This window comes from Acinetobacter sp. NIPH 2100 (assembly GCF_000369805.1).
In the GTDB taxonomy this organism is placed as follows: domain Bacteria; phylum Pseudomonadota; class Gammaproteobacteria; order Pseudomonadales; family Moraxellaceae; genus Acinetobacter.
Window position 1 is genome coordinate 233,483 of record NZ_KB850224.1, and the last position, 25,150, is coordinate 258,632.

Annotated in this window: 23 protein-coding genes and 2 rRNA genes; 11 read left to right on the forward strand and 14 right to left on the reverse strand. The window is 42.4% G+C overall.

Translation table 11 applies throughout. From position 1 onward, the window contains the following. Positions 1–352: 352 nt before the first annotated feature. From F887_RS16770 to cysK, 5 genes are all read left to right on the forward strand, one after another. Positions 353–3,245, forward strand: a 23S ribosomal RNA gene (locus F887_RS16770). A gap of 205 nt (positions 3,246–3,450) precedes the next feature. Further along, positions 3,451–3,565: ribosomal RNA gene (rrf, locus tag F887_RS16765) — 5S ribosomal RNA — on the forward strand. Between the two features lie 162 nt (positions 3,566–3,727). Next, positions 3,728–4,084, forward strand: a complete 357-nt coding sequence (locus F887_RS16760) for a 4-fold beta flower protein (RefSeq protein WP_005291116.1) — start codon at positions 3,728–3,730, stop codon at positions 4,082–4,084. Between the two features lie 10 nt (positions 4,085–4,094). Beyond that, positions 4,095–4,793 carry a hypothetical protein gene (locus F887_RS16755; RefSeq protein ID WP_005291119.1) on the forward strand — a complete coding sequence of 233 codons (699 nt, stop codon included), beginning with the start codon at positions 4,095–4,097 and terminating at the stop codon, positions 4,791–4,793. 114 nt (positions 4,794–4,907) lie between these two features. Next, positions 4,908–5,909: a cysteine synthase A gene (gene cysK / locus F887_RS16750; RefSeq protein ID WP_005291122.1), complete on the forward strand. Its 1,002-nt coding sequence runs from the start codon at positions 4,908–4,910 to the stop codon at positions 5,907–5,909. A gap of 64 nt (positions 5,910–5,973) precedes the next feature. On the opposite strand, the gene F887_RS16745 is transcribed toward cysK, so the two are convergent. From F887_RS16745 to F887_RS16725, 5 genes are all read right to left on the reverse strand, one after another. After that, positions 5,974–6,453 carry a lytic transglycosylase domain-containing protein gene (locus F887_RS16745; protein ID WP_416201962.1) on the reverse strand — a complete coding sequence of 160 codons (480 nt, stop codon included), beginning with the start codon at positions 6,451–6,453 and terminating at the stop codon, positions 5,974–5,976. A 402-nt stretch (positions 6,454–6,855) separates the two neighbouring features. Beyond that, entirely contained in the window at positions 6,856–7,419 is a 564-nt protein-coding gene (locus F887_RS16740) for a lytic transglycosylase domain-containing protein (protein ID WP_005291127.1), read from the reverse strand. Between the two features lie 346 nt (positions 7,420–7,765). Beyond that, the gene (locus tag F887_RS16735) at positions 7,766–7,984 is read right to left on the reverse strand and encodes a DUF2798 domain-containing protein (protein WP_005291128.1); all 219 of its coding nucleotides are present in this window, start codon (positions 7,982–7,984) and stop codon (positions 7,766–7,768) included. Continuing rightward, on the reverse strand, positions 7,981–8,556 hold the full coding sequence (locus tag F887_RS16730) for a flavodoxin family protein (RefSeq protein WP_005291130.1): 576 nt from the start codon (positions 8,554–8,556) through the stop codon (positions 7,981–7,983). The genes F887_RS16735 and F887_RS16730 overlap by 4 nt, the downstream gene beginning before the upstream one ends. 9 nt (positions 8,557–8,565) lie before the next feature. Then, the gene (locus F887_RS16725) at positions 8,566–9,057 is read right to left on the reverse strand and encodes a DUF2938 domain-containing protein (RefSeq protein WP_005291133.1); all 492 of its coding nucleotides are present in this window, start codon (positions 9,055–9,057) and stop codon (positions 8,566–8,568) included. An 81-nt stretch (positions 9,058–9,138) separates the two neighbouring features. Between F887_RS16725 and F887_RS16720 the strand changes: the two genes are divergently transcribed. The 6 genes from F887_RS16720 to F887_RS16695 all read left to right on the forward strand — a co-directional run bounded on the left by F887_RS16720 (position 9,139) and on the right by F887_RS16695 (position 16,245). Beyond that, the gene (locus F887_RS16720; RefSeq protein ID WP_005291137.1) at positions 9,139–9,543 is read left to right on the forward strand and encodes a helix-turn-helix domain-containing protein; all 405 of its coding nucleotides are present in this window, start codon (positions 9,139–9,141) and stop codon (positions 9,541–9,543) included. Between the two features lie 153 nt (positions 9,544–9,696). Further along, positions 9,697–10,950, forward strand: a complete 1,254-nt coding sequence (locus tag F887_RS16715) for an esterase-like activity of phytase family protein (RefSeq protein ID WP_171067379.1) — start codon at positions 9,697–9,699, stop codon at positions 10,948–10,950. A gap of 79 nt (positions 10,951–11,029) precedes the next feature. After that, entirely contained in the window at positions 11,030–12,253 is a 1,224-nt protein-coding gene (locus tag F887_RS16710; RefSeq protein WP_005291142.1) for an MFS transporter, read from the forward strand. 84 nt (positions 12,254–12,337) lie between these two features. Next, positions 12,338–12,847 (forward strand): hypothetical protein, encoded by a 510-nt coding sequence (locus tag F887_RS16705; protein WP_005291145.1) that lies wholly within the window; start codon positions 12,338–12,340, stop codon positions 12,845–12,847. A gap of 167 nt (positions 12,848–13,014) precedes the next feature. Next, entirely contained in the window at positions 13,015–15,396 is a 2,382-nt protein-coding gene (locus F887_RS16700; RefSeq protein WP_005291147.1) for a YgiQ family radical SAM protein, read from the forward strand. A gap of 306 nt (positions 15,397–15,702) precedes the next feature. Next, positions 15,703–16,245, forward strand: coding sequence for a DUF2726 domain-containing protein (locus F887_RS16695; RefSeq protein WP_005291150.1), 543 nt, complete (start codon positions 15,703–15,705; stop codon positions 16,243–16,245). On the opposite strand, the gene F887_RS16690 is transcribed toward F887_RS16695, so the two are convergent. The 9 genes from F887_RS16690 to mdtD form a co-directional block, all read right to left on the reverse strand. Further along, positions 16,242–16,595 (reverse strand): RidA family protein, encoded by a 354-nt coding sequence (locus F887_RS16690; protein WP_005291153.1) that lies wholly within the window; start codon positions 16,593–16,595, stop codon positions 16,242–16,244. The two genes, F887_RS16695 and F887_RS16690, sit on opposite strands and share 4 nt — an antisense overlap. A 74-nt stretch (positions 16,596–16,669) precedes the next feature. After that, positions 16,670–16,873, reverse strand: a complete 204-nt coding sequence (locus F887_RS18750; RefSeq protein WP_005291155.1) for a hypothetical protein — start codon at positions 16,871–16,873, stop codon at positions 16,670–16,672. A 59-nt stretch (positions 16,874–16,932) separates the two neighbouring features. Next, positions 16,933–18,321: a cell envelope integrity protein CreD gene (creD, locus tag F887_RS16680; protein ID WP_005291158.1), complete on the reverse strand. Its 1,389-nt coding sequence runs from the start codon at positions 18,319–18,321 to the stop codon at positions 16,933–16,935. Positions 18,322–18,398: 77 nt separating this feature from the next. Next, positions 18,399–19,865 carry a two-component system sensor histidine kinase CreC gene (gene creC, locus F887_RS16675; protein ID WP_005291161.1) on the reverse strand — a complete coding sequence of 489 codons (1,467 nt, stop codon included), beginning with the start codon at positions 19,863–19,865 and terminating at the stop codon, positions 18,399–18,401. A 3-nt stretch (positions 19,866–19,868) separates the two neighbouring features. Continuing rightward, the gene (gene creB / locus F887_RS16670; RefSeq protein WP_005291164.1) at positions 19,869–20,588 is read right to left on the reverse strand and encodes a two-component system response regulator CreB; all 720 of its coding nucleotides are present in this window, start codon (positions 20,586–20,588) and stop codon (positions 19,869–19,871) included. 304 nt (positions 20,589–20,892) lie between these two features. Next, positions 20,893–21,960, reverse strand: coding sequence for a DNA polymerase IV (dinB, locus tag F887_RS16665; protein ID WP_005291167.1), 1,068 nt, complete (start codon positions 21,958–21,960; stop codon positions 20,893–20,895). Continuing rightward, the gene (locus tag F887_RS16660; RefSeq protein WP_005291172.1) at positions 21,950–22,711 is read right to left on the reverse strand and encodes a glycoside hydrolase family 25 protein; all 762 of its coding nucleotides are present in this window, start codon (positions 22,709–22,711) and stop codon (positions 21,950–21,952) included. Before F887_RS16660 ends, dinB begins: the two co-directional genes overlap by 11 nt. Before the next feature lie 10 nt (positions 22,712–22,721). Continuing rightward, complete coding sequence (locus tag F887_RS16655) at positions 22,722–23,690, reverse strand: hypothetical protein (protein WP_005291174.1); 969 nt, start codon at positions 23,688–23,690, stop codon at positions 22,722–22,724. 43 nt (positions 23,691–23,733) lie between these two features. Further along, a complete protein-coding gene (gene mdtD, locus F887_RS16650) occupies positions 23,734–25,122 on the reverse strand; it encodes a multidrug transporter subunit MdtD (protein WP_005291176.1) in 1,389 nt (462 codons plus the stop codon). Between the last annotated feature and the right edge of the window lie 28 nt (positions 25,123–25,150).

Below are 25,150 nucleotides of genomic sequence, written 5' to 3' on the forward strand. Positions count from 1 at the left end.
CAAAGATAGCTTATAGAATTTAGTAAACAAGAAGATCGCATGGTCTTGGTTTATTAAGTTCTGTGATTTATCACAGTTTACTACGCACCGACGAGGTGGTAGTTAATCATTAACAGATTAGAAAATTGAGTCTGAAATAAATTGTTCAAACTCGATTAGATATAAGCTTAACAAGTAATTGTTAAGAACATATTTAATCTGAGAACTAGCAAATTAACTGAATCAAGCGTTTTGGTATATGAATTAGATTGAAGCTGTACGGTGATTAAATTCACAGGACAACAGATAGTAGCAATTAAGTTTGCAACGATAACACTCACTTGTATGTGTTAACGACTGTTTGGGGTTGTATAGTCAAGTAATTAAGTGCATGTGGTGGATGCCTTGGCAGTCAGAGGCGATGAAAGACGTAATAGCCTGCGATAAGCTCCGGGGAGGCGGCAAATATCCTTTGATCCGGAGATTTCTGAATGGGGGAACCCACCCGCTATAAGGCGGGTATCATAAGCTGAATACATAGGCTTATGAAGCGAACGAGGGGAAGTGAAACATCTCAGTACCCTTAGGAAAAGAAATCAATTGAGATTCCCTTAGTAGCGGCGAGCGAACGGGGAGCAGCCCATTAAGTTGTGTGTGTTCTAGTGGAACGCTCTGGGAAGTGCGAACGTAGAGGGTGATATTCCCGTACACGAAAGGGCACACACAATGATGACGAGTAGGGCGAGGCACGTGAAACCTTGTCTGAATATGGGGGGACCATCCTCCAAGGCTAAATACTCCTGACTGACCGATAGTGAACCAGTACCGTGAGGGAAAGGCGAAAAGAACCCCTGTGAGGGGAGTGAAATAGATCCTGAAACCGCATGCATACAAGCAGTGGGAGCCGACTTGTTCGGTGACTGCGTACCTTTTGTATAATGGGTCAGCGACTTATATTCAGTAGCGAGGTTAACCGAATAGGGGAGCCGTAGAGAAATCGAGTCTTAATAGGGCGTTTAGTTGCTGGGTATAGACCCGAAACCAGGCGATCTATCCATGAGCAGGTTGAAGGTTGGGTAACACTAACTGGAGGACCGAACCCACTGTCGTTGAAAAGCCAGGGGATGACTTGTGGATAGGGGTGAAAGGCTAATCAAGCCTGGTGATAGCTGGTTCTCCCCGAAAGCTATTTAGGTAGCGCCTCGGACGAATACCATTGGGGGTAGAGCACTGTTTCGGCTAGGGGGTCATCCCGACTTACCAAACCGATGCAAACTCCGAATACCAATGAGTACTATCCGGGAGACAGACTGCGGGTGCTAACGTCCGTAGTCAAGAGGAAAACAATCCAGACCGCCAGCTAAGGCCCCAAAATCATAGTTAAGTGGGAAACGATGTGGGAAGGCATAGACAGCTAGGAGGTTGGCTTAGAAGCAGCCACCCTTTAAAGAAAGCGTAATAGCTCACTAGTCGAGTCGGCCTGCGCGGAAGATGTAACGGGGCTAAAACTATGTGCCGAAGCTGCGGATTTACGCATTAGCGTAAGTGGTAGGGGAGCGTTCTGTAAGCCGATGAAGGTGTATTGAGAAGTATGCTGGAGGTATCAGAAGTGCGAATGCTGACGTGAGTAACGACAAAACGGGTGAAAAACCCGTTCGCTGAAAGACCAAGGGTTCCAGTCCAACGTTAATCGGGGCTGGGTGAGTCGACCCCTAAGGCGAGGCCGAGAGGCGTAGTCGATGGGAAATTGGTTAATATTCCAATACTTCTGTGTAATGCGATGAGAGGACGGAGAAGGTTAAGTCAGCCTGGCGTTGGTTGTCCAGGTGGAAGGCAGTAGGCATGCATCTTAGGCAAATCCGGGGTGCTCTATGCTGAGAGCTGATAGCAAGCTGTACTTGTACAGTGAAGTGGCTGATACCATGCTTCCAGGAAAAGTCTCTAAGCTTCAGTTACACAGGAATCGTACCCGAAACCGACACAGGTGGTCAGGTCGAGTAGACCAAAGCGCTTGAGAGAACTCTGCTGAAGGAACTAGGCAAAATGGTACCGTAACTTCGGGAGAAGGTACGCTGCTGACGGTGATGGGACTTGCTCCCTGAGCTATTGGCAGCCACAGAAACCAGGCCGCTGCAACTGTTTATTAAAAACATAGCACTCTGCAAACACGAAAGTGGACGTATAGGGTGTGATGCCTGCCCGGTGCTGGAAGGTTAATTGATGGGGTTAGCGTAAGCGAAGCTCTTGATCGAAGCCCCAGTAAACGGCGGCCGTAACTATAACGGTCCTAAGGTAGCGAAATTCCTTGTCGGGTAAGTTCCGACCTGCACGAATGGCATAATGATGGCGGCGCTGTCTCCAGCAGAGGCTCAGTGAAATCGAATTCGCCGTGAAGATGCGGTGTACCCGCGGCTAGACGGAAAGACCCCGTGAACCTTTACTGCAGCTTGACATTGAACTTTGACCTTACTTGTGTAGGATAGGTGGGAGGCTTTGAAGTTGGAACGCTAGTTCCAATGGAGCCGTCCTTGAAATACCACCCTGGTAATGTTGAGGTTCTAACTCTGCCCCGTAATCCGGGGCGAGGACCATGTCTGGTGGGTAGTTTGACTGGGGCGGTCTCCTCCTAAAGAGTAACGGAGGAGTACGAAGGTGCGCTCAGCGTGGTCGGAAATCACGCGTAGAGTATAAAGGCAAAAGCGCGCTTAACTGCGAGACCCACAAGTCGAGCAGGTACGAAAGTAGGTCTTAGTGATCCGGTGGTTCTGTATGGAAGGGCCATCGCTCAACGGATAAAAGGTACTCTGGGGATAACAGGCTGATACCGCCCAAGAGTTCATATCGACGGCGGTGTTTGGCACCTCGATGTCGGCTCATCTCATCCTGGGGCTGAAGCAGGTCCCAAGGGTATGGCTGTTCGCCATTTAAAGAGGTACGCGAGCTGGGTTTAGAACGTCGTGAGACAGTTCGGTCCCTATCTACCGTGGGCGCTGGAAATTTGAGAGGATCTGCTCCTAGTACGAGAGGACCAGAGTGGACGAACCTCTGGTGTACCGGTTGTGACGCCAGTCGCATCGCCGGGTAGCTATGTTCGGAAGGGATAACCGCTGAAAGCATCTAAGCGGGAAGCCTACCTCAAGATAAGATTTCCCTAGGAATTTATTCCTCTAAAGAGCCGTTCGAGACTAGGACGTTGATAGGTTGGGTGTGGAAGCACGGTGACGTGTGAAGCTGACCAATACTAATTGCTCGTGAGGCTTGACTATACAACACCCAAGCAGTTGTATGTAAAGCTGATAATCGATTCATAAAAGATCAGTTGAACCTGATCTTGAACAAAGAACTTGATTTAGTGATTGCTAAGCAATAAACTTCGACTCAATAATCTAATCCGTTAATAACTCTTTGGATCGTAAGTAAGGCATGTGGTGAATACACTACAAATAAGACCCGAAAGCACCACAACAGTTTGCTGGCGACAATAGCAAGAGTGAACCACCTGATCCCTTCCCGAACTCAGAAGTGAAACCTCTTAGCGCTGATGGTAGTGTGGCACTTGCCATGTGAGAGTAAGTCATCGCCAGCTTTTAAATACTAACACCCCCTCCGCTAACGCAGAGGGGGTGTTTTTTATTGCATAGATGAAAATCAGGCGACAAATTATGTCGTTCTTCTGTTGTCGTGTTCTGTAAAATTTTTAATTAATTTGAGATATTCATATAGATACTAAGTTAAAAAGGCACTTATAGTGACATTAGAATTTTATGATTATCAAGGGAATCCATTTGCTTATTGTGATGATAGTGAGACTATATATACTTATAATGGAATTCCAATAGCATATTTATATGAAGATTCTATTTATAGTTTTAAGGGGGCACATTTAGGTTTTTTTGAAAATGGACAGGTGTGGGATCATTCAGGAAATGTTTTACTGTTTACTCCTGATGCTCAAGGAGGTCCTTTAAAACCAATGAAAAGGTTAAAACCTTTAAAAAGTTTAAAAACTTTGAAGCCATTAAAATCATTGAGAAGTCTCAAACCTTTGAAAGTGCTAAAAAAACTTTCTTGGTCTACTTGTCATATTGAGACTTATTTTAGGTAATTGGTATTATATGAATCACCTTGACTATACTCTTTCTCAATTAAAAAATTCGCTTTGCAAAGAAGTTGATGCTAGTAGCTTATTTACTCGTAATAAAGTTGCACATAAATGGAAAGCACCGTGGCGTGTTGTATTATTAAGAGAAACTGTGGCTTGGCGTGTACAAGATCTTCTAGAGCAATCAAGTGTATTATTTAATCAGAAATTAATACTCGGGGCTCGTATATTGCTAAGGTCTGCATTTGAAACTTTAGCAATACTAATTTACCTAAATCAAAATATGCGTAGTGTATTAGCAGGTAAGGTAAATTTTCATGATTTTTCAGAAAAAACTAGTCAACTGTTACTTGGCTCCAGAGATAACTCTACTGATTATGCATCTATAAATATTCTTACGGTGCTAAATAAGGCTGATAAGCGATATTCTGGGCTTGAGCAGTGGTATGCAGCTCTTTCTGAGAGTGCTCATCCAAACTATGAAGGAATGCTTTCGGGATATTCAACAAATGATACTGGAAGTGTAATCACATACTTTGAAAATCGTTGGGATGATAGATATGGTAAGAATCATGTAAATACAATTCTTGCTTGTCTTAGCGTTTTTGAGCATGAATATAATTATGAATGGGTAGATGCATTTGAAAGGTTAGAAAAGTGGATTGAAGTGAATGATGAGTATCTGGAAAATACTAAACCTAAAATGGATTAGTTTGAAAAATATTAAAAATCTAACTTTTCATAAATCTTAACGTTTTCTACTTTCCTCCTAAGTTCACAAGCCTATAATGATTAAGAATCATTCCAAATCTAATAAGGAAATAACATGTCAACCGATCAGCAATTTCCAACGCCTGCCAACCTAGGTATCGCAGTTTATTCAAATAATGCTGAGGCCATTGGTAATACACCTTTAGTTCGTATCAATCGTCTCATCAAAACGGGCGCAACGGTATTAGCAAAAGTTGAAAGCCGTAACCCTGCATTTTCCGTGAAATGCCGTATTGGTGCAGCGTTGATTGCAGATGCTGAAAAACGTGGTGTGCTTAAAACAGGTATGCATATTGTTGAGCCGACCAGTGGTAATACAGGCATTGCTTTAGCATTCGTTGCCGCAGCAAAAGGTTATCCAATTACCTTGACTATGCCTGCAAGTATGAGTTTAGAACGTAGAAAAGTACTAAAAGCTTTAGGCGCGGATTTGGTACTCACTGATCCTGCCAAAGGAATGAAAGGTGCAGTTGATGAGGCAGTTCGTTTAGCCACTGAAAATCCTGAACAATATTTCTTGCCGCAACAATTTGAGAATCCAGCAAATCCACAAATTCATACAGACACCACTGGCCCTGAAATTTGGCAGGCAACCAATGGTCAAGTGGATATCTTAGTTGCTGGTGTAGGTACGGGTGGTACCATTACTGGGATTTCACGTTATTTTGAACAGGTTCAGAATAAACCACTGTATTCAGTTGCGGTTGAACCTGCTGAATCACCAATTATTACTCAAACCAAACGTGGCGAGAGCATTACACCTGCACCACATAAAATTCAGGGCATTGGCGCAAACTTTATTCCTAAAAACTTGGACTTGGATTTAGTTGATGAAGTGCTACCTGTGAATAGTGCCGATGCGATTGAGTGGGCAAGAAAATGTGCAACTCAAGAAGGAATCTTGGTTGGTATCTCGAGTGGCGCAGCATTGGCGGCAGCAGCTCAAATTGCTGAACGTCCTGAAAATGCGGGTAAAACTATTGTGGTGATCTTACCGGATAGTGGTGAGCGTTATTTATCTTCAGTCTTGTTTGAAGGACTCTTTGAAGAAGCCTAAGCTCATTCTTGATCCAATAAAAAAACCATGCTTTCGAGCATGGTTTTTTACTATTCACTTATTTTTAAAGAGCTTTCTTCAATGTTTTTTCATGACGTTTGACTGAACGTGCATATTTTTTGGCTTTATGACGAGTCCAAAAGCTACGTTCGTAGCCGGTTGGTCCTACATTGTAATAGGCTACGGCTTTAGACCAGCTACCTGCTGATCTGTAGTAGGTCGAGAGGACATGTGCGCCACAGTTAATATTGACATTTTCATCATAAAGATTGCCTGGGCATGATTGGCGCCAATGACTGGAAATGATCTGGGTTAAACCAATCGCACCCGTCGGGGAGCGTGCCGAGCTGTTGTAGTTGGATTCTTGGCGAATCAGGGCTGCAAGTAAAGTGGGTGACACCTCATAACGTTCAGCACTTTGAATAATCATAGGGGATAAACGATTTGCCGTATTCGGGGAAACGGAATAGGCATTTTGTAATCCCGATGATAGTTGATTCGAGCGATTGGCAAATGATCCACTTAAACTGCTACATGCAGACATACTGATGGCAAGCGCCACAAGGCTAATTTTTAAGAAAATCGATGCTAATTTTTTCAAGGCCATGTGTTGATCAGCGTAAGTCGATGTAATGTGCAAAACCAAGAACCAATAAAACCAAAATTATAAGGATGGTATGCACTCGGTTTTACAGAGTCAATAGGAGTTATTTTACTGTATTGATTAGGATTAAATTGGGTATAAAAAAGCCCCGACATCCTGTCGAGGCTTTCTCATATTTGGTTTCTTGCCATCAACTCCTGTCAATGACCACGTCCTGTGCTTATTATTATTCTGAATGAGACATCCTGTCTCTGTATGATTCATATATTAGGGGATAACCGAATGATCGGATATTCGCAAATGACTTGAATTGATGTACGCTTTTACTTACAACAGCACCTTTTACAGCACTTCTTTCAATGATTGCTCATGACGTTTGACCGAGCTGGCATAACGTTGTGCTTGTTGACGCATATACGGACTTCTCCTATAGCCTGTTGGCCCGACATTGTAATAACCAAGTGCTTTTGCCCAATCTCCTGTCGATTGATAGTAATTCGCTAAGATATAGGCACCGCAATTAATATTGACGTGTTCATCATATAAATCACCTGGACAAAATTGTTGCCAGAACTTTGGGCGAACTTGAGTTAAACCGACGGCATCTGCTGAAGAGCGTGCATAAGTTCTATAGCTAGATTCTTGACGAATCACAGCTGCCAGTAAATGCGGTGAAATGTTATGACGTTCAGCTGTTTGCAGGATAATCGGTGCAACCCGATTGGCTGTGGTTGGAGGCACTGAAAAGGCGGTCTGAATACCTGAAGATAATTTTTGGGAGTGATTCACTGTAGGTGCTTTGGTTGTGGTACACGCGACAGTGAGGCAAGTACTTAAAAAAATGAGACTCAATTTAGCAAAAGTAATGTGAAAGCGAGAAAAAGAAAATTTGTTGTAAATTATCATCGTTGAAAAGTTTGACCGTCATATATAAAAACATGCGGATGGTAGGTAGGGAATGGCACCGAGTCAATGCTAACTGTTTGGGTAAATCGTTTGTTTTTATATACTAAGCTTAATTCGAGAGCCATAAAAAAGCCCCGACATCCTGTCGAGGCTTTCTCATATTGGGTTTCTTGCCGTCAACTCCTGTCAACGACCACATCCAGTGTTTGTTCTTATTCTGAATGAGACATCCTGTCTCTCTATGTTGAATAGCGTAAGTCATACACGCTGCATTGTATATTCACCAAAGACCGCAGTAGTTATACGTTTTCACCTACAACGCCTATCAAAGCTAAGTTTATGGTGATTAACGCTTTTTCAGGATAAAGCCCACCAACCTTTGTGCAATTGGTGCGCAGATCAATACACTTGGAAATGCAAACATCCACGCCACAATCCATGCTGACATCCACATTGAAAAGAAGTGATCGATAAAGCCAACTGCTTTTAAAGTGGTAATACCTGAAATCAAAAAAGACATCATGCAGGATAGGATAAGTGGAAATAAAAGACTTGCCGCCTTCACGTGATCATCACTCCTTGATATGCACTTAAACTCAATGCAAAATTTTGTCCAAATAGTTGAGCCGTTTTAATATCGCCAAATACAAAGGCATTGGCTGCACTGGCATGCTCAGCTTGTGCCATTAATCCTGACCAAGAGCCTAGGCGGTTGGCAGCCTGTGTATCAGGGATGCCTTGATGCTGCTCTGGTAGGATCGGATTGCCCACCCATATCATACCGTGTTGCATACAAAAGGTGAAAAGTGAAATGAGTGTAGATTGCTTATCGCCTGCTGGTAGAGAGGAAACGGTAAAACCTGCGGCGAATTTGCCTTTGAAATTTTGCTTTTTCCAAAGTGGGCCAGTGGCGTCCATCAATTGCTTTAAGGTGCCTGAAACTCCACCTAAATAGGTCGGTGTACCCCAGATTAAACCATCATATTGAATCAATAATTCTGGCTGAGGGATCAACTGTTCTGCTGTAAATAAATCGATTTTTATATCTTTGATCTGTGCTGCACCAACCTGAATTTGCTGTGCGATAAATTGGGTATGCCCTTGGCGGCTATGATAAATAATGGCAATAGATTTCATGGTTCATCCTCATTGAAAGCGTTGCAGTAATTGAGCAGTAAGATATAAACCACAGCCAAATAGACTGTGATTGATCAAGCTTCGAAGGCAGTTCATCAGCGGTTTTGGCGTTTTGGCTGAGGCAAAGCCTGCACCCATGGCTGGCTGCATAATGAAAAATGGAATTAGTACCGTAATCAGTCCAAAACTGAAGGCAGAAAAAAATTGGGGTTGTAGTAACCATGTATCGCCCACGACCCAAATAAACCCGAATGCAAATAAGATTCCCACGCTGTAATGTGCAATCCAGCCTAAGCAGTATTCATGTTGAATGGTTGGACTTTGCGCAATCGATGTATGTAAAACCCGACCCCGAAAAATCCAACCGACCCAACGGCCAAGCAGAGCAAAATTGAGTGTTGGGATATTGAATTGTTTTAAGATAAATACCCAAATATCGATAATGAATGTTGCGCCTACACCTAAACAGAAGGTATGGAATAGCAGTTCAAATGTTTTCATTTTTCCACCTTGATCTTCTCTGTACAAAACGTGATAAATTTATTGTGCAAGTTCAAGTCAACTTGAAGTCAAGAGGTATTTATGGATATTGCTGAAGTTGCTAAACGAGCCAATGTCGCTACATCAACGCTGCGGTTTTATGAAGAGAAAGGTTTAATTCAATCGATTGGTCGGCATGGCTTACGTCGACAGTATGCCAAGCAGGTATTGGATCAATTGGCATTGATTGCATTGGGGCGTGCGGCTGGCTTTTCTTTAGATGAAATTGCGCATATGTTTGGGCAAGATGGTCGACCTGAGTTGGATCGTAAGATGCTGAATGACAAGGCAGAACAACTGGAACAGATGACACGACGCTTGCACTTTATTAGTGAAGGACTGAGACATGCGGCAGTGTGTCCCGCAGACAACCATATGCAGTGTCCGACTTTTCAGAATTTTTTAAAGGCTGCAATTGCTGGAGAATATTCACCGACTAAACTGTAGCCGTACAGCGTGAAATGAAAGTTCCTTAATTTATGGCTGGCATCCCTCTGTTACGTTGTCATCTTTCCGCCATAAAGATTTCACGTTATTGCAGTCAAAGCGTCATCAAAGCTTGTTTAAATGTGCATGATTTTTTACCAAATGTATAAAACCATGAACAATAAAACAGTATTGGCGCTTTTCTGCTGTACCGCTTTGGGTTTAACCGCCTGTAATGATGACAATAATCAAGATCAGATTTCATCGACAGACAAAGTGACAGAACCCACCTTGGTTTCTTTTGCCAAACTGCCCGTAGCAACATATGCGGCAGGGCCTGACTCGGGTAAAGCCGTCAGTGGTGCTAATGGCATTTATCCGCCATTTAAAGGACAACCTGTACAGGGCTTTTCTGCCGCTTTAAAAAATGATGATGGCAGTTATATGGCGATGGCTGATAATGGCTTTGGTACACAAGATAATTCAGCGGATTTCTTATTACGCATTTATAAAATCAAAGCCGATTTTAGAACCAAAAGCAAAGGCACTGGGCAGGTCACTGTGCAAAGTTTTATTCAATTACGTGATCCAAATAAACTGATTCCATTTGAGATTGTGAATGGCAATACCGCAGAACGTTTATTGACGGGAGCTGATTTTGATCCTGAATCGATGCAACGTGCGCCAGATGGTACGTATTGGATTGGCGATGAATTTGGTCCATTCTTACTGCATTTTTCCGCAGAAGGGGTGTTAATCGATGCGCCGATTGCCTTGCCGAATCCATTTAATCCAGCTCAAGAATTACGTTCGCCACAAAATCAGCTCAACAAAGCCAATATTAATTATGTTGAGCCTTTGGTTGGGCGTAGTAGTGGCTTCGAAGGGATGGCGATTTCTCCAGATGGCAAGTATTTATATCCTTTACTGGAAAAGCCACTGGTCAATGACGCGACGGGAAGGCTGCTAATTTCTCAGTTTGACCTCCAGAAAAAAGCCTATACAGGGCTCTATTATTGGTTTGTACTTGACAGTAAAGCCACCAATATCGGAGATTTTCAGCTATTTAATGATAAAGAAGGCATTATCATTGAACGGGATGTCAGCCAAAATAATCTTGGAGGACATAAGAAACTGATTCGAGTTAAGTTCAATGAGCCGAAGCAAGTGGTAGCACGCGAAGACTTGGTCGATTTAATCAAAATTGCCAATCCAAACGGGTTGTATGGCACCGCAAGAGATGGGGATATTGGAACGGGCAATGTATTTTCCTTCCCATTTGAAACCATTGAAGATGTGATTATTGAAAATGGCACTACGCTCACCGTGCTGAATGACAATAATTTTCCGGGTTCATCGGGTCGAAATGCCAAACTTGCCGATGATAACGAGATCATCCAAATTCGCTTACCCAAAGCATTATTTTAAACTTTAGGTAAAAAATGGCCGAAATGATCATTCCTCATTTCGGTCGAAGGCGTATACTGATTGGGCATAAGGAGTTCCAATGTCTGAGTCAGCTGTACGTCCAACCCATATTGAATATGGTTCGAAATCGTTTACTGCGATTTTATGGTCATTGTTCTTTGCTGGTTTTGCGTCATTTTCATCTTTGTACTGCGTACAGCCAATGATGCCGATTTTTGCAGAATTCTTTCATGTCACACCCACACATAGCAGCTTTCCCTTATCATTTTCCACTATTGCCCTGGCAATAGGTCTATTGTTCACAGGCTTTATTTCTGATCGCTTTGGCCGTAAACCGATTATGGTATTTGCCTTGTTTCTGGTGTCGATCTTACTGCTAATCAGTGCCTCTTTTCCGATTTGGGAAGTCTTCCTGAGTACCCGTGTTTTGATCGGTTTAGCCGTGAGTGGCGTTGCAGCTGTGGCCATGACTTATATTGGAGAAGAAATTGCACAGCAAGATATTGGCTTTGCAATGGGGTTGTATATCTCTGGCACAGCCATTGGGGGAATGGGCGGACGTTTGATTGCTGGGGTCTTGGTTGATTTTATTTCTTGGCAAGCAGCAACGTATGCGATTGGATTACTGAATTTTATTATTGCCTGCTTATTCTATTTATTACTGCCAAAGTCTCAGCATTTTAAACCTTATCCATTTCGATTCTCCCGTTTTAAAGCTGCTTTTGAGCAAAATCTAAAAGATCCTAAATTGCGCATCTTGTTCGCTCAAGGCTTTATCTTGATGGGTTGCTTGGTGACGGTGTTCAACTACATTAGCTATCACTTATTAGAAGCACCTTTTCATTTATCGCAAACATGGATTGGTTTAGTTTCAATTGCTTATTTGGCAGGTATTTATAGTTCTCCCAAAGCTGCACAGTGGGGCTTTAAATATGGTCGAGATAAGGTGTTGCCAGTGCTGTTACTGATGATGATGCTTGGCTTATTGATTACTTTAATTCCATCTCTTTGGACAATTTTACTTGGCTTAATTATTTTTACTTTTTCATTTTTTGCCGCTCACTCAACAGCCAGCAGTTGGGTATCAGTGCAAGCTGTACAATATCGTGCGGTCGCTTCTTCACTCTATTTATTTTGCTATTACATGGGATCGAGTTTACTGGGGAGTAGTGCGGGTTTGGTTTGGGAGCGTTTTGGATGGGGTGGAATTAATTTGAGTGTCGCTGTGGTGTTAGTGATCGGTTTTGTGCTCGCGATACGCTTAATGAAGAATGAAAATAAAACGACAAATAAAGTCGCATAAACTTGATAAAAGTTCTGAAGATTTAGTAATTTAAACAAGCACCTATTTGGGTGTAGAGATAATATTAAAATTGGGGAAAATAATATGGAATTACATAGCCGCGTTTATTATAAACATCCTGATTCAACAATCATGGGGCAATTAGAAGTTTTATTTACAACTCATCATGGAGATGAAGAAAAGTTCATTCAGACAGCTTTACTAATTAATCCGCAAGCAGGTGAGATTACTCAAGAGCTGGTTGATTTGATCGATTCGATTGAACATGATCTTACACCAGAGACACTGTACTATGTTGATGGGTTTGCTGTACTAGATTTTACCCATGGCTCAAATGGTGATGAAAACATTGAAAATATTTTATTATTTTTAAAAGGAGTATTACCTGGTATTCATGCACAAGCTTGGGGCTGTGGTGATGATGATCCATGGGAGTTTTGGTTCAAATTTAATGGCGATGAGCTTATCCGTGAAGATGATGAACCTTTTAATGATCCTGATGAAGATGAAGAAATTAAAGCTTCTATTTATATGTGGTGGCATCAAGATTTACCTGCTGAAATTAAAGAAGGTTTTTTGAACGAAAAAGTATAATTATCATTAACTTATGATGCTATTATCCTCAATAAGTTACAAATACTTTTTGGGGAAACGCCATTGTTTGTTTTTTGATCTATAAAAATGAATGAAATTCATGTTAAAATGATCGGCTTTCATCTTTAGATGTCTCTCCTCCATCTGCTAGCCGAGATTCGCAAGCTATGTCTACTGCCTATACCATGCAGACTGCGCCAAAAGCGCTGTTTGATTACGACAAATATTGGGCGTCGTGTTTTGAACCCGCACCATTTTTGCCGATGTCACGAGAAGAAATGGATCTACTCGGCTGGGATGCATGTGACTTTATCTTGGTTTGTGGTGATGCCTATATTGACCATCCATCTTTTGTATCAGGTGTGATTGGGCGTGTGCTTGAAGCACAAGGCTTCCGTGTTGGAATCATTGCACAGCCAGATTGGACCAATGCAGAGAGTTTCCGCGTTTTAGGTAAGCCGACCATCGCATGGGGCGTGACCGCAGGCAATATGGATTCAATGATCAACCGTTATACGGCAGATCGTAAAATCCGTTCTGATGATGCGTATTCACCTAATAATGAAGCAAACAAGCGTCCAGATCGTGCAGCAACGGTGTATTGCCAACGTTGTCGTGAGGCTTTTCCAGATGTACCCGTTTTGCTCGGTGGGATTGAAGGCAGCTTACGTCGTATCGCACATTATGATTATTGGTCTGACAAAGTACGCCGTTCAATTTTGATGGATTCGAAGGCTGATTTATTGATGTATGGTAATGGTGAGCGTGCCATTATCGATGTGATGCATCGTTTAGCCAAAGGTGAAAAAGTTCACGAGATTACTGATGTTCGTGGCACTGCATTTATTATCAATAAACATAATAAAAAATCGAAAGCAAAATTCGTTGAAATCGCCAGTAACGATGTCGATACCATCGGGCGTGTTGATCAGATCATCAACCCTTATGTGATGACTGAAGATATTGATGGCTGTGAAGTTGAAAAAGAAAAAGGCAACTCACTGGCACAATATCAGAACTTCCAGAAAGAATTCGTTGCCAATCCGATCGTACGTGAAGGTGACAATTTAGATCCAGATACGCAGATCGTACAGCTGAAACCTGCGCCATCGAAAGCGATTAAACATAAATTACCACCACGTGAACTGGCCGTGATCCGTTTGCCTTCTTATGAAGAAGTGGCCAATGATCAGGTTCTATATGCGCACGCCAACCGTATTTTGCATCTCGAAACCAATCCGGGTAATGCCCGTGCATTGGTACAACGTCATGGTGAGCGTGATGTCTGGATCAATCCACCGCCAATTCCTTTAACCACTGAGGAAATGGACTACGTTTTTGATTTGCCTTATGCACGCTTACCGCATCCCGCTTATGGCAATGCGCGTTTCCCTGCATTTGATATGATCAAGTTCTCTGTCAATATCATGCGTGGTTGTTTTGGTGGTTGTACTTTCTGTTCGATTACTGAACATGAAGGACGCATTATCCAAAACCGTTCGGAAGATTCAATTTTACGTGAAATTGAAAAGATTCGTGATACAGCACCAAACTTCACAGGCATTATTTCAGACCTAGGTGGGCCAACAGCAAACATGTATCGTTTGCATTGCCAAGACCCTGAAATTGAAAAGAATTGCCGTAAGCCGTCTTGTGTTTACCCTGGGGTGTGTCAAAACCTGCATACGGACCATGCCCCTTTGGTTCAGCTTTATCGTAAAGCGCGTGAAATCAAAGGCGTGAAGAAAATTTTGATTGGTTCAGGTCTGCGTTATGACCTTGCGGTATTAAACCCTGAATATGTCAAAGAACTGGTTCAGCACCATGTCGGTGGTTATCTGAAAATTGCGCCTGAGCATACCGAAAATGGCCCATTATCGAAGATGATGAAACCAGGCATCGGAACCTATGACCGCTTTAAACAAATGTTTGAGCGTTTCAGTAAGGAAGCAGGTAAGGAACAATATTTAATTCCATACTTCATTGCTGCGCATCCGGGAACCACGGATTATGACATGATGAATTTGGCGATTTGGTTGAAAAAGAATGGTTTCCGTGCCGATCAGGTCCAAACCTTCTATCCATCACCAATGGCAACTGCAACCACAATGTATTACTCAGGCAAAAACCCATTGTCTAAGGTGGCGCGTTATACGGAAAATGTGGATATCGTTAAAGGTGAAAAGCGCCGTCGTTTGCATAAAGCGTTCTTGCGTTACCATGATCCAAACAACTGGCCTTTATTACGCGAAGCCTTGAAAGAAATGGGGCGCGTAGATTTAATCGGAAATTCAAAGCAGCATTTGATTCCAACCTATCAGCCACAAGGTACTGCTGAAGGTGAATATAAATCGGCGCGTAAAAAGAATTCCTCTGTTGCAGGAGATTCGGCAAAACGTGGTCAAGGACAGTCTCGCTCGCAGTCGGGTCAGAAACATCCACAGAAAGGTCAGCTGCTCACGCAACATACGGGTTTACCACCGCGTGAAACTGGCGAGAAAAGACCATTTTCAGGCAAACCCAAGTCGAAAGGCAAAGCACCTCGTTAATGAGCGGTTGAAGAAGGCATGGTGAATTCACCATGCTTTTTTTTATTTACAAATAATCGATTGCTCACAAATTAACCGTAAAACTATAAGTCATAGAAACATAAACTGACAATAACGACTTGAATATTGGGTGTGTAATGATTATAAATAAAGAGCAGAGAGCTGTTACGACTTTGGTCGTCTAGGAAAACACGATTAAAAAACTTAAGTTTGCACTGCAAAATGACTTTGCTATCGCTGTTATTGATTAAAAAAATTGGCATAAAGCCAAAATGATTATAAAAAATCTAAAGGGATTGGTTAGAAATGTATTATTTTATAACAATAGTTGGGTTGCTGTTGATCACAGCACTTGCGCTTCGCCGCCTACAACAAAACAGGCGTCAGGATAGTCCACTCAAACGCCGTGGTATTTTGAATATCGCAGAACAGATTACACTCATGCGTTTACAGGCTGTTTTACCGCGTCATACCGTGTTGGCACATGTTTCTTTTGATGCACTTTTGACCACAAAATTTGCACATACACGTCGTAAATATCAGGGTTTGGTTGCTGATTTTGTGGTTTTAGATCAACAGCATCAAGTGCTTGCGATTATCGAAATTGCCGACGAATCTTATGTGAACCGCCTACATCAAAAGCACTATCAAGACAGTTTACTTGAGCTGGCGGGTTATCGAGTATTGCGTTATAGCAGTATTCCAACAGAGCAAGAGCTCAGAGAAGATTTGGTTCCTGATCTGTTTGAATCCGCGACGGTCTCAACCGCTTCCACGACAACATCAATGCCAATTGCGAAAGCGGATCGAATGATGAAATATAATGAATTTGCGGTGAAATCCTATTAAGGGAGAACCGCTGTTACTGTCATTTCAACTAACACATCAGGTGTGTAAAGTTTAGATTCGACACAGGTACGTGCTGGGGGATGTCCCTCAGCAATCCACGCATCCCATACTGCATTCATAGCTGCATAATCTTTTTCAATATCTTTCAAGAAGATAATGACAGATAAAATATGAGTTTTATCTGTGCCTGCTTCTGCAAGTAATCGATCAATATTGTCTAATGTTTGTTGGGTCTGTGCACTCACATCGACACTCGTATCATCTGCTAATTGACCAGCTAAATGAACAAGATTTCCTGAAATTGCGACTTCGCAATAACGTGAAGTGACATGAAGTCGTTGCACAGACATAGTAACTACCTAATCGAAAATTGTGTTTAGGATTGTACTTGATGCGATTCAGCCGCAGTGTAATTTTGTATAAATCAGGCTAAAAAAGTTTCTATTTCCATTAAATTGCGTTGTTGAAAAAATAAGATGCAGCGTAACTGTGGGCAAATAATGATATTGCCCAGATTAAGAAATTGAATTTTAGCTTGGCGTAATTGATTTAAGCATGTGGCAATTGAACTATGAGCAGGGCAAAGTTGTTTCATCTGGCTCAATGTCGAATGGTTGGTTTGATACATTTTTTATTCCTCGTCGATTTTATAAAAGGGGCGAAGACAAGCTTTCGCCCCAACACCGTTTAGATGCTTTGTTGTTCGGATTGATACCAATTGACATGACGGGTGATGAACATGACACAGCCAATTAGAATGAAGGAGAGGATGGAACCAAATAGGAAAGTTTTGCCGCTGGATTGCAGTAACAGATACATCATGCCGTATAGTACCCCCAGCAAAATACCGAAGAAGAGAGCAGCTTTCATGCCCTTCACAACAAAGTATAAATACCAAGTAATGAGACCGACACAGGCACTTGCCGCGACCAGATAAGCCAGAGAAAAGGCATAGTATTCACTGATTGAAAGCAATAGAACGAAGAATACACCTTGTGCCATGGCGACGAGTGCATATTGAACGGGATGAATTTTGAGCTGCTTTAAAACTTCGAATAAGAAGAAGCAACCAAAAGTAATAATGATCACCATGATGCCATATTTGATGGCACGGTCGGTTTGGGTATAAATATTGACAGGTTCTAAGAATTGAGTCGAAATACCTGAAATATTTGAGGGTGTATTCGTATCATAAGCCGCGCCTGCTGGGACATTTTGTGGGTTGAGGGTTTGATAAAAACATTGGCTATTTTCACACAGTGACACACTTTCTAAATTACGTTTACCAAGCGCAATATTCTTCCAGTTGGCTTGGAATTGCTGTTTGGCGCTGGACTTTTTAAACGGTAAGCTTTGCCCATCGTATTTAACATCACCCCAGTTGCCTTTGGCTTGATAGGTCATTTCATAGCTGGTTGGAATAAAACTAAACTCACTGAGACCTTCAAGATCAAACTGCAAGGCAAATTTAAAACCCTGCTGGAACTTTTGAATCAGTTCAGGATATTGTTTTGCGCTAATATGTATGATGTCAAAACCACGTTGTCCTTGGCTTTGCTCGGAAAAATCAAACTTATAGGCTTTACCATCAATATTGAATATTGGTTTGGCATTCAGCCCTCGTGCATCTTGAATCGGGAAAATAATTTCAGCCTGTTCCCACAGATAATCACGTTTTGCCTCATTATCAACAGCTTTAAATAGGCCTTTGCCTGACATCGAATTTTGATAGCTGATGGCTTTATAAATATTGCGTTTATAGGTACTGTCCGACACCTTAAATTGTGCCGTCCAATCCGTTGTTTCTGCTCCTAAAGCGACAAAAAGGGTTTGAGTACATTGGTAGGTTTTCTTCTGTTCGTCGGTGCACGTCGTTTGAACTTGATAGGGAAGTTTTAAATAAGGCGCGACGATTTGTTGTGGGCGAATTTGTTCATTGGCAATGTCATGAATGACTTGTTGTTGATAGCTTTGTCGTTCAGTGACTAAACCTGAAATAAAGAATAGACCAATATAAAAAATCAAAATCAGGAACAAAATGGCTCCGATTTTGAGATTAATAAAATTGCGGCGCATGAGATGTTCTCTGGTCGTTAGGATGTGAGACCAGTATCTCTAGGTGATATGCAGTTCGAATGAGTTCAGTTTGAAGCTTAAGTGAAGTTTGTGTGAAGTCTAAGCGTGACCAATACACCCGACTGATGGAATGCCAAGAAATCGAGGCGATTTGCTTCAATATTCTGAATGTTAATCTCCCCTTGATGTTGTTGAATAATTTGCTTCACGATACTCAGGCCAATACCTGTACTGCGTTGCTGATTGTGCGGACGCGGTAAGGAAAAATAAGTTTCAAAGACACGAGCTAAGGCATATTCAGGAATTGCATCACCTTCATTAAAAAATAATAAACTGATGTTTTGATGAGAAATATCTTGCTGTAATTGTATGGCGATCTGACCATCAAGCGGACAAAAATCTCTGGCATTGTCGAGTAAATTATTCACTGCCTGTTTGAGCCAGAAGGGGTCTGCATATACAGTACATTGCTGAGCAAGATCAAGGTGGAGCTGAATGTGTTTGAGCTGTAATGCGCTGTGTTGCTGCTGGATGCATTGCTGAATCAGTGTATTCAGATCGAGGGTTTGAAACTCTAGAGTATGCTGATTTTTTTCGAGTCGTGTTAACAGCAACATACGTTCAATCAGAGATTGCAAACGCTGGCTTTGCTGAACAATATGCGTCGCGAATTGTTGCTGATCGGCAAGTGGTAAATCATCTTGTAACAGCTCAGCACTGGCCTGAATGGCGGTGAGTGGGCTTTTTAGTTCATGCGTAAGTGTATTGACATAATGCTCGACATAGCCACGATCTTCCAGTTTTTCTCGCATCTCGCTCAAGGCCTGGGTCACTTGATTAAGCTCTTTGGCAGAATAAAAGAAAGGGGCCTGATTCACGGGTGCCAATGCTTGCGCATAACGTCGTACTTTATCAATACTATGCCTAAGCCAATATGCAACCATACTGGCAAGTAACAGGCTCAGCGCGGCAATCCACAAAGCTTGGTAAATCAATTGTTGTTCGGCACGTTCGATATAAGGTTGTACCGATTGATTTGGCTTACCGATACTGACCACACCAAGTAATTGTTGCTGATAAATTATTGGGGCAGCAATATGCATCACACTGCTATTGCGATCATAGGGATTGGTTGCGGTCGAACGTGCGCCGTATTTTCCTTGTAGCGTCAAATAGACATCATTCCATTTGGAATAGTCTTGTCCTACAGCCTCACCTTCAGAATCATAAATGACGATACCGTTTTGGTCAGTGATATATAGCTGCTGATTGATTTGTTCTTTTCTGTGCTGCCAAATCGTGGCATTGAGTTGGCGTGATAAAGCTGCCTGAATTTTTTGATCGAATTCTGGGGTATCGACTTGGTGCTGATAGACATCTTCTGCAATTAATTGCGCAATGATATTGGCATTTTCAGCAAGTGTATCTTCAACCACTTGTCGTACATTGGGTTTCACTTGCTGGGTGAGGGTATAGGCGATAAAGCCTAAGCTGAGTACGACGACTAAGCTAAAGAAAAACCAGATACGAACGAAGATCGACATGGCTTAGCTCAATTTAACTAAACTATAGCCAAAACCACGATGGGTTCGAATAGGGTCTTCATTTGGGGTAACTTGTTTGAGTTTCTGTCTTAAACTTTTGATATGGGTATCGACCGTACGCTCTAAGCTATGCTCTGGATGTTCCCAAATATGATCCATCAGCTGTTGGCGACTAAACACCTGTTCAGGATGCTGAATCAGTAAAAATAACAAGCGGTATTCATAGCGAGTCAGTTGTAGTGCTTGTTGATGATAATGAATCTGCAAAGACTGTGGGTTGCATGACCATGTTGTAGATTGCAAAATAACTTCTGTTTCATGGAGTCGCGGCACTGCTACCACAGGCTGAGTTGACGCTTCCATTCTGCGCCAAATGGCTTTAATTCTCGCCACAATTTCACGTGCGCTGAAGGGTTTACTGCAATAATCATCTGCACCAATTTCGAGTCCGACCACCCGATCAATTTCGTCATCTCTTGCGGTTAAAAATAGCAATGGGGTGTGGTATTTTTGGCGCAGTTGTTTACAGACTTCAAAGCCATTCAGGTCAGGTAGTCCTACATCAAGAATAATAAAATCAAAGGTTTGTTGTGTCAGGAACTGCAGTGCTTGAGTGCCTGTATTGGCCCAACTGACAGACCAGCCTTCACGCTCAAGCGCATAACGCAGTGGCAGTACGATTGCGGCTTCATCTTCAACACAGAGAATTTGTTTTTGCTTCATAAGACCGTTGTAATGCGCAATATTCTAATTTTATGCAGTTAGTTTAACTGAAGTCTTGGCGGAGAGAAGGATTAAATTCAGAATTTTTATAACGAGGGAAAATTGATCAATCACACTTGAAGTGCCCTGTAATATTCGGATTTGATCGTCACGCCAACCACAGGAGCAGATGCTAAAAGTGAGGATTTCTTTAGCAAAGCAAGCAACATGGATAATGTTACTGCGTTGCTTAGAGTACTGAAAACTGCATAAAAAGCAAACATAAATTTTGGTAAGACGCATGCTTTTGTTTAAAAAATCAGCATTACCATAAAGAAAGTTGAGATTCTTCTTGGAGTGGCTGTAACTGATAAACGCCAACACCAATCAGGCGAAATTGGAAATCTGGGTCAATATGCATTTCATCGAGCAGTTGTAAAACCACTTGTCCCAAATCCTGTTGTGATTGTAAGGCTTGCTTAAAGCTTTTGCTATGCTGTAACACCTGAAAATTTTTGAGTTTCAGTTTTACATTGACACCACGTGCGCTGAGCTGTTTTTTGTTTAAGCTTCGCCACACTTGCTCGGCCAAAGGCTGCCAAGCATGGCTGCACTGAGTGAGTGTGTAATCATCATCAAAGGTGATCTCTTTGGAAATTTGTTGGCGTTCTCTTTCTGCTTTTACGGGACGATGATCAATTCCCTGAGCATATTGATAAAGTTGTTTGCCGTATTTACCAAAATGATGGATCAGCACATTTTCTTCGATTTTTTGAAGATCGCCCAAGGTATGCAGATTCAGTTGATAGAGTCGTTCTTGAGTGACTTTTCCAACCCCCGGAATTTTATTCAGCGCTAAATCTTGGATAAAGCGGAGTACCTGATTAGGTTTAATTACAAATAAGCCATTGGGTTTGTTCCAGTCCGATGCAATTTTTGCCAAAAACTTATTCGGTGCGACACCTGCAGATGCAGTGAGTCCCGTGACTGCAAAAATATCAGCGCGGATTTGCGCCGCGACTTCAGTGGCACTGGCAATATTTTTCAAATTTTCAGTGACGTCGAGATAAGCTTCATCTAAAGACAGTGGCTCGATTAAAGTGGTGTACTGCTGAAAAATATGATGGATTTGAGTTGAGACCTGACGATATTTTTCAAAATTCGGTTCAATCACCACCACTTGTGGGCACAGTTTTTTGGCTTGTCCCATCGACATCGCGGAACGGAGTCCAAAGACACGGGCTGGGTAGGATGCTGCGGCAATCACTGCCCGAGGATGATGTGAGGACACCACCACAGGTAAATCTTTTAGATCAGGGCGATCTTTCAGTTCAACTGAAGCATAAAAGGCATCCATGTCGATATGGATGATTTTGCGTAGCTCATTTGGCATCGTCAATGCCTTGTTCTTTCAGAAAAATCCGCCATTGTTTTGGCGATTCGGCGTAGACATTTAAATCCACAGCTTTAGGAATACCCGCGATTTTACCCTGGCTGCTGTGCTGCCAAAATAACCATTGGCGACCATCTTTGAGCTCAGGTTTACCGTCATAGTCCCTGACCCATAATGGGGTGTTGTTGAAATTACCCATCAATACAATGTGATAAAAACTTTTAGAAATATAGAAAATAGGCTGTTTGTCATAATGCTTTTGCAATTGATCATGCATGAGCTGAATTTCTTTGAGTAACTGCTCTTTGGTATAGGCATTAATGCAGTTGCTGTCGTATTCAAGGTCGATCACAGGAGGGAGGGCATCTGCTTTCTTTGGCACTGTTGCAATAAAATTTTCGGCTTGGATGGCCCCATCACGACACAAACGATAGAAATGATAAGCACCAACATGCAAGCCTTGCTCGCGCGCCTTTAACCAATTCTGCTGAAAGTTCCGATCTTTGAAGTCACCGCCTTCAGTGGCTTTGAGATACACAAATTGATATTGCAGGGGGGAGATTTTTTTCCAATTAATCTCACCCTGATGATGTGAAACGTCAAAGCCGCGGATGGAGTAATCTTGAGCGGCGGCTTTTTGCTGGTAAAACAAACCGAAGTAACTGACGATACCCAGCATGACGGCTAAGCCGATACTGGCGTAGGTCGGGTAATATTTAGCGTGGGGAAGTTTCGCAGATTTTTTTACCATATCATTCGTATTATGCGATGTCTAAGCGAGTGTCAGATTTACAGTATTGATCATGGATAGATTGTACTCTTTTCGCCTTGGCATGAATGGTCTGACTACCCAATTGTGCCACAAATTTACACGACGCATAATTCTCAGCGCGTTTTTGATAATCCAAAACCCAGTTTTCTCGTATGGCTAAACGTTCCTCACTGACTGGCCAAACTCCTAGACGTAACCGATTGACTCCAATTCGCCAAGGTTTCGGGCTGATTCGGGCGCGAAAACAATTCTGGTTTTTACACATTCGCACATAATTTGGATCGGCTTTGATGGCATTAAACAGAGATTGAGCCTCATCACTATGAGGATCAAATGTTTGATGCATCACCAAAACCCGATAGCCTTTTGGGGTGAGATAAACGCGTAAATGCCATGTAGGATGCTGTTTAGAAAAATTCTGAATGGATGCCAAGGCACGTTGCTCAGGTGTTCCACCGAACTTGCTGTGCAGATTAAACAGGATCTTTGTCACCAGACCTGTCAATATGAAGGACAGTACACATCCAACGCCGAGGGCAATCCATGACGCCGTATAAATGGCACTAGCGACGGAGATGAGTAGCAACAATAAAAATGCGACAAGACGTAACTTAAAAGGAGGCGTGTATTCAAAATCAATATCTGCAAATAATACATCTGGCGTGTTTAAACATAATGCCCCATAAGCGTTTCGAGTGATCACCACATCCTCTTGCTGAGCAATAATTTGCTCGCGTATCGGCACACCTTCAGCACCATTATAAGGGACTTTATGGTCAATTCTGCGAATGTTTTCGCCAGCCTTAATTCTTTCAATCGCTTCGGCAACACGCTGTTCAGCATGCGTCTGCGCAGCTTCTAGACTTTGATCTGACCAGCCAAAACGTTTGATGGTGTATTGACGTCCTGCAATCTTGGTTTTTATTTTAGCCTCGGCCCAATGTTGGGGAACGATCATGCCATTTTTCCTTATTGTTTTCGTTGAGCTCAAAATTTTAAATTTAATCCGTGGTCTCTTTTGGAATCTGCCAAAATACCAATGCGGTAATGATGTTAATACAGCCAAGTGTAATCAAGGTGGCATGGAAGGCGGTACTGATCGAAGCGGTTGAGAAATGCTGACCAAACAGATTAATCAGTGTACCTGCCAAAGCAACCCCGATACTCATGGAGAGCATCATAATCATGGATAAAAAGCTATTGCCGCTGCTAGCATCTTGTTGTGGTAAATCTTTCAGCGTTAGGGTATTCATACCCACAAATTGCAGGGAATTGAGTGTTCCGAAGATAAATAGGTGTACGACTTTCAGCCACAGCGGTGTCTCGGCCGTCATCAGCGAAAAACTAGCAATGCACAAACCCACCAAAACGGTATTGGTCAGTAGAAAACGACGATAGCCAACGCGTTGAATTAACGGACGAATAATGGGTTTAGAAAATAATGAACCCAAGACCATGGGAATCATCATTAACCCTGTAATAAAGGGTTCAAAACCAAAAGCAACTTGTAACATCAATGGCAAGATAAAGGGGATCGCATTACTGCCTAAACGGGCAAAGAAATTCCCCAATACTCCAATCGAGAAAATTTTGTAGCGGAATAAGCGGCCATGAAACAAGGCATTTTGATGACTATGTGCATGGTAGGCATAAGCTACTGCGGCAACCAATCCTGTGATTAATAAACCGAGGCTGACCCAGCGTGAATATTGTGAAGCTGCAATATTTTCAATGCCTAAGGACAAGCCGACCATCGCCACCATCAATAAGATAAAACCACTTAAATCGAAGGCTTTGACTGTAGGTTCTTTCTGGTTTGGCATGACTTTGAAGGTCATGATCATTCCCAAGATTCCCATCGGAATGTTAATTAAAAAGATCCAATGCCAAGTCGTTACCTCAACCAACCAGCCCCCTAAAGTCGGTCCCATGAGCGGCCCGACGAGTCCAGCAAGGCTCATCAAACTCATGGCGGACAGGAATTGGGAGCGTGGAATCAGCTTTAATAAAGCCAAACGGCCGACAGGCATCAGGAGTGCGCCACCGACACCTTGAATTACGCGGAAAAACAACAGTTGCTCTAGGTTTTGAGATAAGCCGCATCCTAGTGACGCCAAGCTAAAAATCACCATGGAACTGAGATAGATATTCCGAATTCCGAAACGATCTGCCAGCCAACCACTTAAAGGGATACAGGCTGCAACAGACAGCACATACGCGACAATGACGCCATGCATTTGCAGTGGATTTTCATTGAGTTGCACTGCCATGGCTGGAATCGCAGTATTGACGATAGTGGTGTCCAAGGCTTGCATAAAAAAGCCAATGGAGACCAAGAGCACCAACAATCGAAATTCGGGCTGTACAGCTTGATGGGTTGTCGTTGTCATGGGCCGTGACGGATAAAAAGTCAGTTTT

Excerpts from the sequence above, each read along its gene's own strand:
- F887_RS16725 (WP_005291133.1), bottom strand. The coding sequence starts at position 9,057 with ATGAAAACATTTGAACTGCTATTCCATACCTTCTGTTTAGGTGTAGGC.
- dinB (WP_005291167.1), bottom strand. The coding sequence starts at position 21,960 with ATGCCAAATGAGCTACGCAAAATCATCCATATCGACATGGATGCCTTT.
- F887_RS16745 (WP_416201962.1), bottom strand. The coding sequence starts at position 6,453 with ATGTCTGCATGTAGCAGTTTAAGTGGATCATTTGCCAATCGCTCGAAT.
- mdtD (WP_005291176.1), bottom strand. The coding sequence starts at position 25,122 with ATGACAACGACAACCCATCAAGCTGTACAGCCCGAATTTCGATTGTTG.
- creD (WP_005291158.1), bottom strand. The coding sequence starts at position 18,321 with ATGCGCCGCAATTTTATTAATCTCAAAATCGGAGCCATTTTGTTCCTG.
- F887_RS16740 (WP_005291127.1), bottom strand. The coding sequence starts at position 7,419 with ATGATAATTTACAACAAATTTTCTTTTTCTCGCTTTCACATTACTTTT.
- F887_RS16695 (WP_005291150.1), top strand. The coding sequence starts at position 15,703 with ATGTATTATTTTATAACAATAGTTGGGTTGCTGTTGATCACAGCACTT.
- F887_RS16755 (WP_005291119.1), top strand. The coding sequence starts at position 4,095 with ATGAATCACCTTGACTATACTCTTTCTCAATTAAAAAATTCGCTTTGC.
- F887_RS18750 (WP_005291155.1), bottom strand. The coding sequence starts at position 16,873 with ATGTATCAAACCAACCATTCGACATTGAGCCAGATGAAACAACTTTGC.
- F887_RS16700 (WP_005291147.1), top strand. The coding sequence starts at position 13,015 with ATGTCTACTGCCTATACCATGCAGACTGCGCCAAAAGCGCTGTTTGAT.
- F887_RS16710 (WP_005291142.1), top strand. The coding sequence starts at position 11,030 with ATGTCTGAGTCAGCTGTACGTCCAACCCATATTGAATATGGTTCGAAA.
- F887_RS16660 (WP_005291172.1), bottom strand. The coding sequence starts at position 22,711 with ATGGTAAAAAAATCTGCGAAACTTCCCCACGCTAAATATTACCCGACC.
- cysK (WP_005291122.1), top strand. The coding sequence starts at position 4,908 with ATGTCAACCGATCAGCAATTTCCAACGCCTGCCAACCTAGGTATCGCA.
- creB (WP_005291164.1), bottom strand. The coding sequence starts at position 20,588 with ATGAAGCAAAAACAAATTCTCTGTGTTGAAGATGAAGCCGCAATCGTA.
- F887_RS16655 (WP_005291174.1), bottom strand. The coding sequence starts at position 23,690 with ATGATCGTTCCCCAACATTGGGCCGAGGCTAAAATAAAAACCAAGATT.
- F887_RS16715 (WP_171067379.1), top strand. The coding sequence starts at position 9,697 with ATGAACAATAAAACAGTATTGGCGCTTTTCTGCTGTACCGCTTTGGGT.
- F887_RS16720 (WP_005291137.1), top strand. The coding sequence starts at position 9,139 with ATGGATATTGCTGAAGTTGCTAAACGAGCCAATGTCGCTACATCAACG.
- F887_RS16690 (WP_005291153.1), bottom strand. The coding sequence starts at position 16,595 with ATGTCTGTGCAACGACTTCATGTCACTTCACGTTATTGCGAAGTCGCA.
- F887_RS16705 (WP_005291145.1), top strand. The coding sequence starts at position 12,338 with ATGGAATTACATAGCCGCGTTTATTATAAACATCCTGATTCAACAATC.
- F887_RS16730 (WP_005291130.1), bottom strand. The coding sequence starts at position 8,556 with ATGAAATCTATTGCCATTATTTATCATAGCCGCCAAGGGCATACCCAA.
- creC (WP_005291161.1), bottom strand. The coding sequence starts at position 19,865 with ATGTCGATCTTCGTTCGTATCTGGTTTTTCTTTAGCTTAGTCGTCGTA.